This window comes from Prevotella sp. (assembly GCF_051059605.1).
Lineage (GTDB): Bacteria > Bacteroidota > Bacteroidia > Bacteroidales > Bacteroidaceae > Prevotella.
On record NZ_CP050883.1, the window covers coordinates 2,884,555 to 2,904,491 of the forward strand.

The window sequence follows — 19,937 nt, forward strand, 5'->3', positions numbered from 1 at the left end:
TTAAACTTACATATTGAATATAAGAGTTATGAAACATATATATAAGACAGTCGCACTTGGAATGGCACTGTTGCCAATGGCAGCATGGGCACAAGACGATGCGGATTATAACGACTCGCTCGCCAACAAGGTGAACGTCGCTTTTCGCACTGTTGACAAAAGCGACTTGATGGGTGGTGTCTCATCTGTCAACATGGTTGAGCTCACTCATAAAAATTATACTACCTACAGTTTGGATCACATGGACTCTTACGTGGGTGGTTTCAATAACCAGCTATGGAATATGGGCGATGCCTTGGTAATTGTCGATGGTGTACCTCGTGATGCTAATAATGTTTTGCCAACTGAAATAGAACAGATAACTTTTTTAAAGTCTGCTAGCGCTGTTGTTCTGTATGGTAGTCGTGCTGCAAAAGGTGCTATTCTTATCACCACTAAGCGTGGACATAATGACGGACTTAAGATTAGTGTTCGTGGTAATGCTTCTCTTTATGTTCCTAAGAGCTATCCTAAGTATTTAGGTTCTTCTGATTATATGAGTCTTTATAATGAGGCCCTTACAAACGATGGAAAACCTACCGTATATAACAATGATGATATCTATAGCTATTCACTTGGTGACAATCCTTATCGTTATCCTAGCCTGAACTTCTTCTCTAAGGATTATCTGTCAAAAACTTATCAGCGTTATGATGGTACTGCGGAGTTTTCTGGCGGTGGCAAGTTCGCCCATTTCTATGCTAACATTGGTTTGATGCATACTAATGATTTGTTAAATTTCGGTGAGGGAAAGAAAAATGGTACTACACGATTGAACATCCGTGGTAATATAGACCTTCTTCTGAATGACTGGATTACTGGTTATATCAATGCAAATGCTACATTTTACGACGCTCGCAGTGACCGTTCTGACTATTGGGCTCAATCAGCAAAGGTAACTCCAACAAGTCAAAATCCATTGATACCGTTGATTCCTATTGATTTTGTCTCTGGCGATAATGCTACTTTGCAGAAGATGATTGCCAATTCAAACTACATTGTTGACGGTAAGTATCTTTTAGGAGGTACACAGTCTATGCAGACTAATCCATTTGCCGCTATGTATGTTGCTGGTTGGACTAAGTCTACCAGTCGTCAGATGCAGTTTGATATGGGTGTTAACTTTAATTTGAATCAGGTTCTTCAAGGACTTACTTTCAAGACTAAGTTTGCAGTTGATTATGCAACATCTTATAATACCACATTGTCTAACGACTATTCAACTTATGAAGTTCAATGGGATCAGAACAGATTTAATGGTATCAACAGTCTGACTAAGTATGGTACTGATAAGCGAAGTGGCAATCCAATAGCTGATGGTACTATCTATAAACAGACAATTCTTGTTCAGGGGCAGTTTGATTATGCTCGTTCATTCGGTCTGCATAATGTAAACGCCACATTGTTAGGCCATGGATATCAGCGGAGTCTTTCTGGTGAATACCATCGCATAAGTAATGTTAATCTAGGTCTTGACCTAAATTATAATTATAATAAGACATATTATGCAGATTTATCAATGGCGGCTATTCATTCAGCCAAACTTGCTCCAGGACACAGAGATGCTGTCTCTCCTGTAATGTCGTTGGCTTGGCGTTTGTCTAATGAGAAGTTCATGCAAGGAACAAAGAGTTGGTTGACAGATTTGAAGTTGAATGCTTCTTATGGTCTTATAAATGAGGACTTGGATATTGAAAAGTATTACATGTATGATAACATGTTCACAGCTACAGGTACATGGTGGGGATGGAGCGAGAGTGCAAATTCATTGCAGACATCAGATTCTCAACAAGGTGTCAACAAAAATCTTAATTTTATCAAGCGCAAAGAATTCCGTGTAGGTCTTGACGCAAATTTATGGAATGGACTTATTACATTGAATGCTAACTTCTTTGATATTAAGACAAATGGTTTAATTATAAGCCCAGAGGCTACATTCCCTAGCTATTTCAAAACATCTTGGCCTGTATCTTCTTTCTTGGCTAATATAAACTACAATAATCAGAGCCGTACTGGTTTAGACTTTACTGTGAATGCTCATAAGAAATTTGGAGAATTAGACTTGCAGGCTGGTGTTACAGGTATGGTATATTCTTGCAAGAATACTAAATACAGTGAGAATGTTGCTTATGATTGGTTGAAGAATGAAGGTGCTCGCATAGATGCACTTCGTGGATATCAATGCTTGGGCTTCATGACAGAAAAAGATGTAGTGAGAGATGCTGCTGGAAAAATTACAGGTTATGCATCTGGTATTGCCGTAATCAATAATAACGCACAACCTGGTGACTTGAAATACAAAGACCAGAATGGTGATGGTGTTATCGATGGTAAAGATCAGGTGATACTTGGTCATTGGACACCAGATTTCAACCTTGGTTTCAACTTTACAGCTAATTACAAGAGATTCACACTTTTTATGGGTGTTACAGGAAACTTTGGTGGTTCTGCTGTTAAGAATAACTCTTATGAATGGGTATATGGCGCAAGTAAATACTCAGACGTAGTACTTGGTCGCTGGACTCCAGAGACAGCTGCTACAGCAACATATCCTCGTTTGACAACACAGGGTGGTGATCTAAACTTCGTAACTTCAGACTTCTGGACATATAAGACAGATGCTGTTCGCTTAAATAAGGTTCAGATTACTTATGATTTACCATCTAGTCTCTTCAAAGGTTCATTTGTTCATAGTCTCTCTGTATATGTATATGGTAGCGACTTACTCACTATTGCCAAAGAACGTAAGTATATGGAGACAAATGTTGGTACTGCACCACAGTGTCGCAGTTACAATCTTGGCTTAAAGGTTAATTTCTAAAGACTTAAAAATCATGAAAAAGATTTTAAATATATTGACTCTGACGGTTGCAGCTTTGGCTTTCACCTCGTGTGATGACCTCTTTGAACCGGCTATTGAGAATAATCTTGGTTTGGATTATATGTATAATAATGCTGGATACGCTGAGGGCGTGCTTGGCAATGCCTATACACGTATTCCATGCGGTTCATTCCCATTCAGTGAAGTAGGTACTGATGATGCTGTAAGTAATGATCCTGCAAATAACTATCGAAAGATAGCTGCTGGCAGTTGGACTTCTGATAACAATCCAACTGAACGTTGGCGTGATTGTCGTGCAGGTATAACTTATGTCAACCTTTTCTTGAGTAAGGCTGACAAAGTGCATTGGGCTAACGACGAGGTTGCTGCTGGAATGTTCAAGGATAGAGAAATGGGTGAGGCTTATGGTATGCGCGCCATGTTCATGTATTATCTCCTTCAGGCTCATGGCGGATATGATGCACAGGGTAATTTGCTTGGTGTACCAATCGTTACTGCAGCAGAGGATGTAAATTCTGAATTTAATGTTCCTCGTAATACATTCGCTGAATGTATGAAGGCAATTTATGACGATTGTCAGAAAGCTTTGGAACTACTTCCAACAAAATATGTTACCATAACTTCAGATGCTCAGATTCCTGTAAAATACAAGGGAGCGTCAATAGGTCAGTATAATCGTGTATTCGGTTCTACATTTAATGGAAGAATGGATGGATCTATTGTTGAGGCATTTCGTTCAAAAGCTGCCCTTCTTGCGGCAAGTCCTGCATTTCAGGCTTCTGGTGTCAAATGGGAAGATGCCGCAAATTATTCAGCACAGGTGCTTGATCGTATTGGTGGCATAAGTGGCATGGATGTTAATGGATGGACTTGGTATTCAAATATTAGCGAAATCAATGGTCTTGCTGATGGTGCATGTCCAAAAGAAGTATTGTGGCGTGGTGAGAAAAGCTCAAACAATGATTGGGAAACAAATAATTTTCCTCCTTCACTTTATGGTAAAGGGCTGATAAATCCTACACAGAATTTCGTAAATGCATTCCCAGATAAGAACGGATATCCTATTACGGTATCAACTATTTACAGTGATACAATTCCTTATGCAAACCGTGATCCTAGACTTGCTGCTTATGTTGTATTGAATGGTGGGCAGGTTGGTGTTAATAATACTGTAATCAATACTGCCGCTGACGCAACAGATTCAAAGGATAATACGAAACAAAACAAAGATGGTATCAACCACTTTAGTGGTAGCAGTACACGTACAGGTTACTATCTACGTAAATTGCTGCGTCAGGATGTAAACTTGGAACCAACAGCTACATCAAAGCAGATGCATTATACTCCAAGAATACGTTTTACAGAGATATTCTTGAACTATGCAGAGGCTGCAAATGAGGCTTGGGGTCCAACTGGAAACGGTGGACATGGATATTCTGCGTATGATATTATTGCTGCTCTTCATAACCGCGCCGGTGTAGGTAATAATTATCTTGAATCAATAAAGACCGATAAGGATAAAATGCGCCAGTTGATTCGTAACGAGCGTCGCATAGAACTTTCTTTCGAAGGTTTCCGTTTCTGGGATTTGCGTCGTTGGAATGTTACGCTAACAGAGAAAGCGATGGGAATGAGTATTAATTCAGTAAAACATACTACTTATTCTCCTGTAGATGTTGAGACTCGCGATTATAAGGAATACATGAACTATGGTCCTATCCCATACTCAGAGATTCTAAAGTTCAATCAGCTTCAGCAGAACAAGGGCTGGGAATTTAAATAAACAATTATAAAAATGCTATTAAATATGAAAATTAAACATATAATCTTGTCTATGCTTGCCGTTTCTGCAGCTTTCATGACATCTTCATGCGAGAATGGCGACAAGGAATTCGGTGACTTTGATTACCAGACAGTTTATTTTGCTAAGCAGAGTCCTGTGCGCACAATAACATTGGGTGAGGATGTATATTCTACAGACCTTGATAATGCTCATGATTTTGAAGTTTATGTTACTCTTGGCGGTGTTGAGAAAAATAAGGTCGATCGTAAGGTTTCAATAGCTGTAGATGAATCTCTTTGTTCAGGAAAAACTTTTGAGGATGGTCATTCTATATTGGCTTTGCCAAAAGAGTATTACCAGTTGAGTTCTAATGAACTAACAATCAGTAAAGGTGAAATTATGGGATGTGTAAAGGTACATCTTACAGATGCATTCTTTAATGACCCTAAGTCAACGGCATTGAACTATGTATTGCCTTTGAAGATTGTGAGTGCAGGTAACGATTCTATTCTTTCTACAAAGAATTATACTCTTTACGCTGTGAAATACAAGAATCAATATACTGGTTGCTGGTTGAGCCATGGTACTGACAACATTGACTACAATGGTGTGAAGACTACTGTTACTCGTGAACCTCAATACGTTGAGAAATATAATTTGCGCTACCTTGCTACAACGTCATTAAAGCAGTGTACATATCCTATAACAACTACTGTAACTCAGCTGAATAGTAAAGGAGAAAACACCGAAGTTGAGATTACCAGTAACATGCTTGTTACGTTTGATGATGCAGGTAATTGCACTTTGAGTTCTGATGATGCAAATTTCGTTGTTACTGGTACTGGTAAGTGGACATATCACGGTGCAATAAAGGCATGGAATAATACAGATCGTGACCTTATAGACCTTACTTATGATGCTACATTTAAATACAACTATGGTACTGAAGCACGCTATAAAAAGATTTCAACTAAGGAGTCTTTGATTATGCGTGATCGCCAAAGTAAGTATGAAACATTTAATTTCAAATAATCTTAATTATGAAATACAACAAGATAATTTCATTTGCAGCTGTTGCAGTGCTGTTATGTGGTTGTACTGACAATGATATGTTTAGCCAGGCTCCTAAGGAGCCTGGAATAACAGGACAGTACGACTATCTTAATGGCTATAATACGCTGAAGACATACGTTGACCGTAACGTTAATCCTAATTTTAAGTTGGGTACAGGTGTCAGTGCAGCCGACTATCTTGGTCATAAAAGGGCATGGACTGTTACTAATGAGAACTTTGATGAGTTCACTCCTGGTAATGAAATGAAGTTCGCTTCTGTCGTTAAAGATGATGGAACAATGGATTTTTCTACAGTAAAAGATCTTGTAAATAAGTCTGCTGAGGCTGGACTTACCGTTTATGGTCACACTCTTTGTTGGCATTCTCAGCAGAATATAACTTACTTAAAGAGCTTACTTGCTCCACCTAACTATTTCTTGCATGTAACTTCTTCAAGTACTAGTGCAAATAAGTGGGATGCATCTGTCACATATGCGCTATCTAGTCCTTTAACTGTTGATAAGACTTATGTAATTACATTTAAAGGTAAACTTAATTCTGAGCAATGGGCTTCATCAGAACCAGTACAACTCTATTTCTGGCCTAGCTGCGAAAAGGGAACACAATATCTTCCGGGTTTCCAGCTAACGAAAACTTGGGGAGAAAATTCTTTAGAGTTTAAGGCATCACTACCTCTTGAAAAGTTGAGCTTTGAATTTGGTTTTCTAAAAGGTGATTTTTGTATTGATGACTTAACATTGGTAGAGAAAGGTACAGATAAAAACCTTATACTAAATTCTGATTTTGATGATGAGAATATTGCCACTTGGAGTTTTCCTTCATGGTTGAAACAAGTAAGCTTTATTCGTGACAAGGAGGAATCTGAAAAATCTGGTGGAGAAGAGGCTGCTAAGGATTCACTAAATAAAGTACTTGACAAGTGGATTGGTGGCATGATGACAGCCTGTGACGGTAAAGTTAAGGCTTTCGATGCTGTAAACGAACCAATGAGCAACAATTTCCCTAATGAACTTAAGACAGGTAATGCCAATCGTGACGGTAGCGCAAAGACAGATTTCTTCTGGCAGGATTATCTTGGTAAAGATTATGCACGTACAGTTGTTGCACTAGCCCGTAAATATGGACCTTCTGATCTTAAATTGTTTATCAATGATTATGGTCTAGAGTCAGCATACAATAATAATAATGCTAAATGTCAGGGATTAATTGACATGGTTAAGTATTGGGAGAGTGATGGCGTTACAAAGATTGACGGTATCGGAACTCAGATGCACGTTACTTGTTCTCTGAGTCCTACTACTCAGAAGCAGAATGAAGATGCTGTTGTTAATCAGTTCAAGTTGCTTGCTGCAACTGGTAAACTTATCAAGATATCAGAACTTGATATGAGATTAGCTGATAAAGCAGGGAAATTATTAACTACTGATAGCGTAAATACTGAAGAGATGCAGAATGCACAGAAGGCTTATTACAACTTCATTATCAAAGCATACTTTGATAATATCCCTGCTGCACAACGTTATGGTATTACACTATGGAGTCAGACAGATAGTCCTGCAAATAGCGGTTGGATTCCTAACGAACCAATAGGTATTTGGGATAAGGATTTTGTACGCAAACCGGCTTATGCAGGTTTTGCTGATGGATTGGCTGGAAAATAATATTGTAAGGCTTTATAATAATAAATGGCGTCTGACAAATATCGGACGTCATTTTTATTTATATAGAGTGATATTTTACTTTTAATTACAATTGTTAGTTCACTCTATGAGAGTGGTGACAACAGTACTAATGATTGAAAATCTATTTTGTTGATGTATTTTTTAGTAATAACTCTACAATATAAACAACATTATACTAATAAATATTTATTTGTTTAAGATCACATTCTTATGACACGATACTTTTAGTGAATTTGATACATTCAGAAAAGTCTATGATACATAAATTCATTCTATTATATAGTAAAAATAATAACTTTGCAGACATGATTTAATAAATTATCTGTTTAAATAATTATGATAGTAAAAACAATATTAGCTGCAATGCTGGCAACGTTGAGTCTGTCTTCTAATGCTCAAACTGCCACATTTAAGAGTTTCAGTTATAAAGGTAATGATACTCGATTCAATAAGAGTATTGATAACAGTAAGCAATTCTATAATCCAATTCTAGCTGGATTCTATCCTGATCCATCTATATGCAGGGTTGGTGATACATATTATCTTGTAAATTCTTCATTTTCATTTTATCCAGGTGTGCCTTTGTCAACAAGTAAGGACTTGGTAAATTGGAAACAGTTAGGACATGTACTTGATCGTAAGTCGCAACTCCCACTTACACATCAGCGTATAAGTGGTGGTATATTTGCCCCTGCAATATCATATAATCAGAAGAATAAGACTTTTTATATGATAACAACTAATGTTGGTGCTGGTAACTTCTTTGTAAAGACAAAAGATCCTTCAAAAGGTTGGAGTGAGCCTATCTATTTGCCAAAGATAAATGGAATAGATCCATCTTTCTTCTTCGACAAAAATGGACAGGGATATATTGTACACAACGCTCCTGTTGATGGTGGTGCTGATTATGAGGGGCAGCGTGCCATTCGTATCTTCAAGTTTGACGCCAATGGTGATAGTATTGTTGGTAATCATACTCAGATTGTGCGTGGAGGAACCCATGTTCAGAAAAATCCTATATGGATAGAAGGTCCTCATCTTTTCCGTGTTGGTAAGTATTATTATCTGATGTGTGCAGAGGGTGGTACCTGTGATTGGCATAGTGAAGTTATATTCCGTGCTAATAATCCTATGGGGCCATGGATAGAATGTCCAAACAATCCGATACTTACGCAGCGTACAGGCCTTGATCCTAAGCGTCCTGACATAGTTACAAGTACAGGTCATGCTGACATTGTTCAGAGTAAGAGTGGAGACTGGTGGGCTGTCTTCCTAGGTTGTCGCCCTTACCAAGATGATTTCTACAACACTGGTCGTGATACATATCTATTGCCGGTTACGTGGAAAAACGGATGGCCTGAGATTTTAGAGAAAGGGAAGGCTATGCCTACTGTATTATCAAAAACAGAATGGCAGAAGAAATACAATGTAGCTGATGTCAATCAAATGACAGGTAATTTTACATATACTGATGACTTCAAAGATGGCAAGTTGGACAATCGTTGGATATTCTTAAGAAATCCTTCTGACTTCTATAAGTTCACAGATGGTGGATTAGAGATTAACGCTAAAGCGGTTAATATAAGTCAACCAGAATCTCCTTCTGCAATCTTTGTGCGTCAACAGCATAATACGTTCACAGCCGAGACAGAAGTAACTTTCAATCCGTCTGACGAACATCAGCTTGCTGGTCTTGTTTTATTGCAAAACGAGGAATACAATTTTGTATTTGGAAAGACTATGCGTGATGGCAAGGCAGTCGTTACATTGAAAAGGTCAGAAAGAATAAATATCACAGTTGCTTCTGCAACTCTTGATAATAGTGAATTACAACAGCCATTGCGTCTTAAAGTTGAAGGTGATGGTCGTTACTATAGTTTTTACTATGCGGCAGGTGATGGTGCATGGAAACTATTGGCGAGTGGAGTTGACGCAGTCAACTTGAGTACTCATCAGAGTGGTGGTTTTATTGGTGCATGTATTGGTTTGTATGCTACATTAAGTAATAAGTAATTAGTTATTTGATAGGTTTTAATGTTAAGTTAGTTTTTAGCATTCCTGATTCTTTGGTCGTGAGATCGAAGAATCAGTTTTTTTATAACGATATAGTGTAAATGTTCTATTTTAGCAATACCTAAGTTATGTTTAATAAAAATGGACCTGAATCTTTATAATAAAAATAATTAGCTGTTGCAAAAGATATAATTTATCATTAGTGTCCACTTCAAATGTATTAGCTTTTAGTATAATGTATGATATAATAAATATTTTAGCCAGAGATTTATCTTTGACAATTTGAATTTAGTACATTTAAGCTGTCTTCTCTGCGTTTTTTCGTGTTTTTTAGCTACGAAGCTACGGCATCTCTCGCAAAGCCCATAAACAGAAGGGTTAAAGATACGTAGCTAGGTCTATTTAGCTTCGATGAGCTACGTTCTAGCTACGTCAACTTATGTTGTTTTAAGGATGGAATGTATTCTATAAGTGAATTAGTCAAAGAACCGTTGGCTGTATCTGAGGAACTGAGGATGTGTATATTGATACGGTAAACGAAAACAGAAATTTCAAGCTTGTTTAGCTATTCTGCCGAATTCCGCTGAATTCTCGGCAAAGATACAGCAAAAATTTTGTCCATGCAATGAGAATTAGGTTAGCCTGTTAGCCAAAGTTTCAATTACTGGATGCTACACATCGTAATACACGTGCGTGCGCATGCGCACACTCTGGACTTTTCTGAAAAATAAGTGTCGAAGTGTCTATTCTTTGGCCATCAACTTGTTAGACATCTTTTCGGTTCAAATAAAGTGACGGTTATCTGTCGGTAAAATATAGGCGAAAATTTTATCGTATTGAATTACACTTTACGAAGTATTTCGATGCGTTTTACGATGTTTTGCAATCCGTTTTACGACGAAATGGACTGCGTTTTACGAAGCAATAGAAGGTAAAACATCGTAGAAACGTCTGCGTTTCTACGTGCAAACGTTTCCGTTTCTATATAGAAACGCATGCGAAACTCGATATTTGACCGTTAGATCACCGTCACTTTATTTAGTCAAATTCGTCGATAAAATATTGATATTCATTAAGTTGACACTTCGACACTTATATTTTACAAAACCCTAAGTGCGCGCGTACCTACACGTACATTATATAAGCAGAAATAGATAACGTAGCTAAAACGTAGCTCATCGAAGCTAAATAGACCTAGCTACGTATCTTCAACCCTTCTGTTTATGGGCTTTGCGAGAGATGCCGTAGCTTCGTAGCTAAAAAATACGGAAAACGCAGGAAGATAGCTTAAATGTACAAAATTCAAATTGTCAAAGATAAATCTCTGGCTAAAATATTTATTATATCATACGTTACACTAAAAGCTAATGCATTTGAAGTGGCATTAATGGTAATTAATATATAGGATATATACTCGCCTATTGTATTTTTCTATTATAAGAATCTTGTTTAGAAAAAATGTAAATCATACTTTTGTTTATCTATTTATGTAATGATAAATTAATTATAAATGTTGCTACATTAGTTAGAAAGATCAATATTTTATTATAACTTTGCAAAAACAACGTAGGCAATGGGCGTTCATCCTTATGCCTGTCTACAGATAAGTCTATATCAATTATGAGTGAAACAAGCAACAAGATGAAACCATTCCATTCTGTTATCATATTTATGATATTCGTAGTTTGTGCGGCATTATCTAGTATGCACAACTATAAGGTAACTAAGGATTCAATAATCCAAGATATGAATCAGGCTTTGAGTCAAACAATATCCCAAAAAGAAAATGGATATATAACTCCTGATACAATAATTAATTATCGTCAACACCTTAAAATAGATGCACTGCGAAATCGCTCATTTTTATATTATGCTTGTAACAACAAGGATAATGTAATTTGTAGCAGAAAAATAAAATGGAACTCGCAACAGTATTCTGTTGAATTTCAAAGTTATGCCAATTGTTCTGCAGCCGACATTATTGGATTGTCTGACCAGCGGCTACCTGCTTCAATACTAATAATCGGTATTTTGTGGGTGGCATTATCAATATGGTACTTCAGAAGAAAGTATAAGGGCGTAATTGTTTTAGGTAATATGGTGTATTCGGAAGATGAAAATTCTTTTTATGATCTGAGTAAGTCTCCTGTTATTATGACTCCAATGCAAGAAAAACTAATGATGATGTTTTTCTCATCAACAAATCATAAACTCTCCAAAAAACAAATTTGTGATGAATTATGGCCTAAGAAACCAGATGCCAGTGAGACCTTATATACCTTGGTAAGGCGCATAAAGCCAATAATACAGACTAGAGGAAACCTTAAAATTATATCTGAAAGAGGCAAAGATTACATACTTAGCGTTAACGATTAATTACCTGTGATTCAAGTAATTAGATTATTCTGACATTTAGATTAAATAAAATGTCAGACAGATGTCAGGTTGTTTTCAATTATTTTTTTTAGTGTTTCATTATCTTTGTGTGAAAATTTAAAACGCAAAGATGAAAAAAACTTGTATTTTGATTATGTTTGCATTCTCTTTTAATGTTCTGAATGCGCAAAACACAAAAGAAATCAATCTGAACGAAGTAACCGTTAACGCTTCCAGAATTGTAAACAAAGCTAACGGAATGATTATCATACCAACAGAATCGCAACGAAAAGCTGCGACTAATGGATACAGTATGCTTGGCAAACTAGGACTTCCATATATAAGAATTGACGAGACAAAACATTCAATAACAGCCTTAGGCAATCAGGGAGACGTGCAAGTACGCATAAACAACGTTATTGCGACAAAAGAAGACATGTTGGCTGTAAATCCAGAGAATATAATAAGCATCGATTTTATTGATAAACCAGGAGTTAGATACGGAGAAGGAGTTGCCTACGTCATCAATATTATCACACGGCGTGATGAGTCTGGCTACACGGTTGGTACAGATATGACGCAATCTTTAACTGCAAGAAGTGGTATCTATAGCGGTTACGCAAAGATTAACCATAAAAATTCAGAACTAGGACTGACTTATAATTTATCATATAATGATTTTAGAGGAAACATATATGATGAAAAAGCCCAATATACGCTTAATGATGGTTCAAACTACATCATTTCACGCGATGACATAGATTCACGTTCGCGTAATATCGAACATACATTTGAACTAAAATATAACCTCGCTGATTCTGCTTCGTATGTTTTCCAGACATCATTGTCGGCTAATTTTGAACATACGCCTGGAGACTATAACAAAAGACTTATAACCGACAATGTAAACGAATATATATCTGAAACAAGGAACAATGGAAACGTAAAGTCACCAGCCGTTGATATTTATTTCTTTCATAAGCTTGGTAATCATCAAAACATCACTGCAAATTTTGTTGGTACTGCTATTTCTACAAATGAGTACAACTACAACGACGAGGGGAGCCCTTATGAATATACCACAAATGGAAATACTTGGTCAATGATGTCTGAGGCAATATATGAAAACATATTAAATTCTGTCACAGTATCTGCTGGAATACGCAATAATATAAAATACACCAAAAACAAATATAGTGGCAGTGTAGATACAACAAACAGAATGCACAACTATGGAACATATATTTTCGGAGAACTGAGAGGGCATTGGGATAAACTGGGATATGTGGGAGGGTTTGGAATTTCAAATCAAAGATATAATCAGGGGAAAAACGGGTATAACTATTGGTTGATGCGTCCAAAAGCTACCATAAGTTATTCGCTAAACAAGAATTTGATGGTGAATTATAGCTTCGAGATTTATGAGCATATATCTAAAATAGCAATGATCAGCGATACTAAAATACGCGAGAATAGTAGAGAATGGACAGTTGGAAATTCAAATCTTGAACCAAATAGAGTTACTACTCATACCTTAAGACTAGCATATAGCACAAAAAGATTTAATAGCAATACAGATATTGAATATAGAATGAATTCAAACCCGAATTTAGCATATTATACTAGAACGGGCGGTGACCAATTTTTATACACACAGAAAAATCAGCATGCTATCAATATGCTTATCTTGCAAAACTCAACAAGGTATGACATAATTCAAAATGTCATTTCGCTTTCTGCATACGCTGGAGTATATCGTTTCTTAAATTATGGAGAGAACTACACGCATATGCTCACTTCGTATAATATGGGAGGGCGCATACAGTTTTATTTGGGGGCTTTCACAATTACTGCAAATGCAGATAACGGTTGGAAGTTTATGGAAGGCGAAACATGGAACAAAGATGCTGGCACAACAGATATAGCATGTTCATATCATATTGGTAAGTGTGACTTGTCAATATACTTGCAACACCCATTTCAAAATAATCCCAAGATAAACCATGCTGAACTTGTGGATAAATACATAAAGAAGTCAATGATAATGCATAGCAGTGATAACGGGAATATGGTTACCATAAATTTTGCCTGGAAACTAAGTCATGGTAAAAGATTCCAAGACATACAAAGAAAAATGAAAAACAAAGATACTCAAACTGGTATATTATAATAAAAGATGAAAAAGATACTTCTTGTTCTTATCATTTTCATTACAGCTTGTTTTGCTATAAACACGCCGAGAAAAGATGAAAGAAACTTCAAGGATATATTTCAGGAAGAAATCAATTATGCCGAATTTAAGACCTATATAGATCCTGATATGGGCTGCAGTTTCCAATATCCTTCTTTTTTTAGCCAAGAAAGCTGTAATGACGGAATTTGTTGTGTAAGATTTGGATATCATGCCAATGATATAAATATGGTCTTAGAATTAAAGATTTTATATGTAAGATCGTCCACAGATGTTTACAAAGAGTCTATATCATCAGGAAACTTAAATAGTTATTCAGGTTATTGCTATCATTCACATAATATTGTTTATAGGCATCGTCGTTATGTTCTTACTTTTTTCTATCCACAGGATTACAAACATGCTGTAACTCGCATAATTCGTAATGTTAATGAATGGAAACCGTGTAAACATCGTCAGAATTACTTTTAATATGTGTTAAAAATGAATTTATGGAAATTTTTGGAAAAAAAGTTAAAAGTTCAGATATGGAATATTTATTTTTATATTTCACAAATATTAAATTAATACACTCACAATTCTGTTGACATTAAAACTCTATATGATAATGTTTAATAATTGCTGCTTAGTATTTGTATGTGTTCATATAATAGCGGTTTCAGTATATTTGTTAATTATATTAGGTATGTGTTTTGACGAGTTGATAATAAAGAAGTTTTATTAACAGGTGTTGCTTTGTTGCTTTTAGAATAATGTTTGATAAATTAAATATAATGCTAGTTTAAATTCTTTTTTTGCAAGTTATAGCGTTAACTAAGGCAAAAATAAATATAATAAATGTTAATACATAGTGCAAACTTATATATTGTATGCATTTTTTTCTTAACATTGCAAGACGACTAAATTTTAGAGTATATAAAGACGATAGATTTCTTAGACTAATAATTTTACAAATGCAAAACTTTAAACTGCTATTATTAGGTGTGGCCGTATTGGGCTTCACCTCATGTTCTAATGATGACTCAGTAAAGGAAGAAACGCTTAATCCAAATATTACTGGATTGTCGGTGGAAACTTCTTCTGGTTCTTCATTGTCTGACAGGGTGCTTAATTTTAAGTCACCTGGAACTCGTGCTGTGAATTACACAACACTATCTCTTGGTCTTATCACAGACATGCCTTCTGTACCGTCTGTCCCAAATGATGCTGCTGATTTTACAAAGGTTGTCAAGAGTTGGGGAGCTGTTGATACAGACAGTAAGTCTGTTTATCTAGCTTCTGGTAAAACATATAGTGGTCAACTTGGGCTTGGAGATAAAACTTATTATATTTCCGGAGATATGACTCTTACCAATGTTTGGGGCTCAGGTACAATCTATATTTTGAAAGGTGGTTCTTTAAATCTAAACCATAGTGAAGGAACATTATTTAATAATGGAGGTGTTACTGTTTACAATTATGGTACACTAACAACGACTGCTAGCAAATTCTACATTGGCGGTAATGAGATTCTCTACAATGCTGGTAATTTGGATATTCCTACACAAACATTCAAATGTGAAGGCAAGGTATACGTTGGTGGTTACCTAAATACTAAAGGATGGGAATCAAATCAAAATGAACGTGTAAACGTTATAGGAAACGTTACAGTTGCTGATGCCGCATCACAACTGGATGGTAATATCCATGTTGGTGGATCGTTTACAGCTCCAGCCATTACATTACAAAATAGTTGTAAATTTGTCAGCGATTGCTCAATTAAGACTTCTGGCGAATTAAGACTTAATAGTAACAACGTTGTGCTTTATGCAAATTATGTAGAATGTGCAAGCCTTTACCAGACAGCGGCAAGTACAATACAGTTGGAAAACGGAGCCTATATTAACTGTGCAGGAACATATACGAACCTTAATAATGGCAATGATGCTAAATTCGTTCTTGAAGGCGACAAAGCTATAGCTGTCGTTAAGGCTGCAAAGATGATCTGGAATGCAGGCGGTGATGTTCAACGCGTGTATTTATTTCAGACTCCAGGTAGTGGCTCTACAATAGCTGTAGACTGTGCTTCTTTTGCTCGTCTGGTTAACAATAATGACGAGATTGCTATGGCATTTAACGAATTCTCTTTTGATGGAGGTACCGTTGTTAATATTCATGATGAAGATAATATACCTGCAAATATAAAGATAGCAAAGACAGATTGTAGTCCTGGTTATAATCCTGATCCTTCAATACCTACAACAGATCCAACATCTCCTACTATAGATGTTATAGCCGAGGTAAACAATGACCATACTCATGATGTTTCTGCCACATGTGTTAAGGCATATAATGGGAATGTTTATGTTTCTTATCATCAGCGTGGTACAGGACAGAGTGGGTGTCTTGAAGTATTGAATACCACTAACAATAAAACTCAATTGTTACAATTTGTTCGTGATCATAATAACGAACTTGATTATAATTCTTTGACAATAAATCCTAATGGAGGTAAATTTGGACGTATTTATGCTGCTGGTAACTCAAAGAAAAAGGGTGGTATGATTGCATATATTGATTTGACACATGATGGACTTATGAACACAAAGGATTCTGTTACGGAAATGGGAACAGCAAAACCTTTAAACATCTTTAGTCTTAAGGGATCTAAAAAATATGCAGCGATAGATAATGATACGACTGTTGATGGTGATGGTAATTGTGTTGCTGTAAATGGAAGTCATATAGAGGTTATGACTACATCTGGTTATCGTGTATATGATGCAGCTACACTTGTTCCTGAAAGTGTAACAAAACTTCCTGGTAAGGCTAAGTTCATTGATATCAATGGCAATACAATGGTAACAGCTTATCTTGCAAAAGCGGCACAAAATGCTGATGAAGCAATAAAGGCTAATATTCAAACTTATGCAACTTCAGACTATAAATTAGCAACTCCTTTGACCGAAATAACTAATGCTGCAGATATTCAACCAAATAATGGTAAGAATGTTGTTCTTATTGATGGCAGCAAACTTTATTTATGTACAGGTCGTGACGGATTGAAGGTGTTTGAGAATGGTACGTTGTCATGGAGCTACCAACCAGAAAAAATAACCACTTCTAAGGGTGTTTATAAGGCTTATTGCAATGGTGCAGCTTTTGATAGCAAATATATTTATCTTGCTTATGGTTCTTATGGACTAATAATACTTGACAAGACAAGTCATAAGGTTGTTGCACAGCGAAAGATGGTTAAATCAGCAAATTATGTAACTTTGGCTGACGGTTATATTTATGTTGCTTACGGACGTGATTGCCTGCAAGTGTTCAAGTTGGTAGAATAGTACCCTTAATGATATATGCCTAACTCGAGAACATTAATGGATAATGTTCTCGAGTTGAATTTTCTTCTAATTGAATTTAAGTAAATGAATAATAATACTGTAAAAACATTGTTTACAGTCATACTAACGTCATTTCTTTTCCAATTTGCTGATGCCCAAATGGACAATAGCAATGGATACAGACCCAAGATGTTGGTTTATGGCAATCTTAAAAACAAAAATGTATTAAAGCATTTTAATAAGCGTTTTGACGAACTTGAACATTTGTTTAAAAATGCCAAAGTTGTAATTTCTCCTTACGCTGCCACAAAAGATATGTCAAACTATAATAAAATTCTTGATTCACTTTATAAAGCTAAAGGCAACTATGATATAAAATCCATGTTGCAAAATAATGGATTGGAAGTTACAGGACAGATTTACGGACGCTTAGACAACTCTTTTCATATAAGTGATGATGATGACGTTTCTTCATATAAAGCAAAAGCGCAAGCTGAAATCGGTTGGGATTTTATAAATAGTAAGTTTTATCAAAAGAAAACCAAAACTAAACAGGTTCTTTATGAAAACGATGTAGACAGACTTTTGCAATACAAAAAGCAAAATGATCATGTTTTTGACGATCGTCAGAATAAAATAATAGAATTGTATAATTATTATTTAGCTGTAACAATGAGTCATAGATTGAAAAATCTTGATATACTAAATGAAGCTTTTCAACTCATGCTTGAACAAGATAGAGTGTCTACAGATAAAATGATGGATGTTATGAATGACAAAATAGATTTGGAATATCAACTATCACAGTCATTTGTTACAATGAACTTAGATAATCAATCTCTGTTTATAATGAAACCTACATTGCTTGTTGTTGATACTTTAGCTTTGTTAAATCTTGTTAATGACAACATTGGCTCTAAAATCATAACAGCTAATCAAAAGGTGCTTGAAAATCGCAAACAACTTACAAATTATCTTTCCAATGCAAGATTGACTCCATTCTTTAGAGTTTCTTCTTATTGGAATAGTAGTGATAGACTGAGCAAGAATCTAGATATGGGGGTTAGATTTACTATTCCTCTTTGGAGTCAGTCAAAAAGCAAGCTGCATTCTATTGATACACAGAGTGCATTACTGCAATTGCAGCGTATTACTGATAATGATCAACTGAAAAGTTTATGTTTTCAGCAACTTTATATTATTGACAAATTGAATAAATCTGTCAATGTTGAGGCTACGCATATAACCCAGTTAAAGAAATATTTAGAGATGCGTAAAAGAACATATCTGCAAAATCAAAACAGATATAATTATATACTTAGAATGGAAGAATATAACCAATTGCTGAAGGGGACAGAACGTCTATTTCATTTGATGATGAATAGGCAATTGGCTTTAATAAACATAGAGAAAACGATAGGCATAGATATAACGTACTTAACAAAGGAGGTGGAACTATGAATAGCTTTAACTATGATACTGATCCACAGCAGGAAGATGCTCGAGAAATGCTTCGTTATCAAAAGACGAAATTAGCTAAACAGCAGCTGATTTTTTCTTGTTTCTTTTTGTTTCTATTAATTGTTTTTGGAATATATGTAGTCAATAGAATCATTTACGAGCAATATGACGGATACATAAAAATAGATCAAAATCATGTGAGAGCCCTTGATGATATTTATGTCTTGCGACTAAATAAGAAAGTTGGAGAACATGTTAATCCTGGTGATACTCTTTATTCTTATGTTTTGCTGAATAATATCATAGGGCAATATGATGTTAATCATCGCCCAGCAGTTATAAAGGAAACTGCTGATATGAAAATGCAAGCTCAGTTAGCTAAACAGCAGATTCCCGTATTGCGGACAAAATTAGATGAATTACAAAAGCAGATGAGAAGTGAAAGTAATGATATTTATTATGGACTTACCAACAATACAGCGCAAAACGATTTGAAAGCACAAATTGAGGAAACTAAAACCGAAATAAGAAGACAGATTGCTACTGTTGCTATATATAATAGAGCCGTTAGTAACACCAAACAATACATGCAAGGTAGTGGGTATGATCGTGATCGTGCTGGTATGCCTTATTCGCCTGAAGGTAAAAGATATAACGGATCTTTGGTTATGTATACATGTGCTCCAGATAGTGGCATTATCACAGATATAAAAGTTCCTGCTAGTACTGTCTTGTTTAAGACAGAAGAAATTATGTCTATGCAGTATTCAAATTTCAGTATAGCTAATCTTGGTGTAATGGTTTATGTGCCTAGTGATAAAGTAGATTATATTAGTAAAGCAAGTGAAGTCGATGTTCTTGTGAATAAGGATATAATAGTTAAAGCTCATGTTAAACTGCTTGGACTCCGAGTTGAGGATATCCCCAAACATCTTTTAAGCAACTTTTCGCATGATATAGACGCTGTAATTGCATACCTTAATTTTGACAAAGGACAGATAGTACCTTATTGGGTTCTTAATAATAATTTGCCTGTCAGAATTCGTGTGAACAAGTTGAAAGATCGTGGAAAGCCGTTTAGTGACCGACAATTTATGTTTACGGGTGATGGTGGTTCTGTACTTTATAAGTCTTCAAAACAAAAGTAAAA

At 35.7% G+C, this 19,937-nt stretch carries 11 protein-coding genes; all 11 read left to right on the forward strand.

Features of this window, described 5'->3' with window-relative positions; all coding sequences use genetic code 11:
* Positions 1–28 precede the first annotated feature (28 nt).
* The 11 genes from HEQ28_RS11290 (at position 29) to HEQ28_RS11340 (ending at position 19,935) form a co-directional block, all read left to right on the forward strand.
* Entirely contained in the window at positions 29–2,860 is a 2,832-nt protein-coding gene (locus tag HEQ28_RS11290) for a SusC/RagA family TonB-linked outer membrane protein (protein ID WP_434502479.1), read from the forward strand.
* A gap of 13 nt (positions 2,861–2,873) precedes the next feature.
* On the forward strand, positions 2,874–4,664 hold the full coding sequence (locus tag HEQ28_RS11295) for a RagB/SusD family nutrient uptake outer membrane protein (protein ID WP_434502481.1): 1,791 nt from the start codon (positions 2,874–2,876) through the stop codon (positions 4,662–4,664).
* 24 nt (positions 4,665–4,688) lie between these two features.
* The gene (locus HEQ28_RS11300; RefSeq protein ID WP_434502483.1) at positions 4,689–5,696 is read left to right on the forward strand and encodes a DUF5627 domain-containing protein; all 1,008 of its coding nucleotides are present in this window, start codon (positions 4,689–4,691) and stop codon (positions 5,694–5,696) included.
* Between the two features lie 8 nt (positions 5,697–5,704).
* Positions 5,705–7,399 carry an endo-1,4-beta-xylanase gene (locus HEQ28_RS11305; protein ID WP_434502485.1) on the forward strand — a complete coding sequence of 565 codons (1,695 nt, stop codon included), beginning with the start codon at positions 5,705–5,707 and terminating at the stop codon, positions 7,397–7,399.
* A gap of 357 nt (positions 7,400–7,756) precedes the next feature.
* Positions 7,757–9,433 carry a glycoside hydrolase family 43 protein gene (locus HEQ28_RS11310; protein WP_434502487.1) on the forward strand — a complete coding sequence of 559 codons (1,677 nt, stop codon included), beginning with the start codon at positions 7,757–7,759 and terminating at the stop codon, positions 9,431–9,433.
* A 1,620-nt stretch (positions 9,434–11,053) separates the two neighbouring features.
* Positions 11,054–11,809, forward strand: coding sequence for a helix-turn-helix domain-containing protein (locus HEQ28_RS11315; protein ID WP_434502489.1), 756 nt, complete (start codon positions 11,054–11,056; stop codon positions 11,807–11,809).
* 130 nt (positions 11,810–11,939) lie between these two features.
* A complete protein-coding gene (locus HEQ28_RS11320) occupies positions 11,940–13,979 on the forward strand; it encodes an outer membrane beta-barrel protein (protein ID WP_434502491.1) in 2,040 nt (679 codons plus the stop codon).
* A gap of 6 nt (positions 13,980–13,985) precedes the next feature.
* Positions 13,986–14,471 carry a hypothetical protein gene (locus HEQ28_RS11325; RefSeq protein WP_434502493.1) on the forward strand — a complete coding sequence of 162 codons (486 nt, stop codon included), beginning with the start codon at positions 13,986–13,988 and terminating at the stop codon, positions 14,469–14,471.
* Positions 14,472–14,953: 482 nt separating this feature from the next.
* A complete protein-coding gene (locus HEQ28_RS11330; RefSeq protein WP_434502495.1) occupies positions 14,954–17,326 on the forward strand; it encodes a hypothetical protein in 2,373 nt (790 codons plus the stop codon).
* An 84-nt stretch (positions 17,327–17,410) separates the two neighbouring features.
* A complete protein-coding gene (locus tag HEQ28_RS11335) occupies positions 17,411–18,787 on the forward strand; it encodes a hypothetical protein (RefSeq protein WP_434502497.1) in 1,377 nt (458 codons plus the stop codon).
* Positions 18,784–19,935 (forward strand): multidrug transporter, encoded by a 1,152-nt coding sequence (locus HEQ28_RS11340; protein WP_434502498.1) that lies wholly within the window; start codon positions 18,784–18,786, stop codon positions 19,933–19,935. The genes HEQ28_RS11335 and HEQ28_RS11340 overlap by 4 nt, the downstream gene beginning before the upstream one ends.
* Positions 19,936–19,937 lie beyond the last annotated feature (2 nt).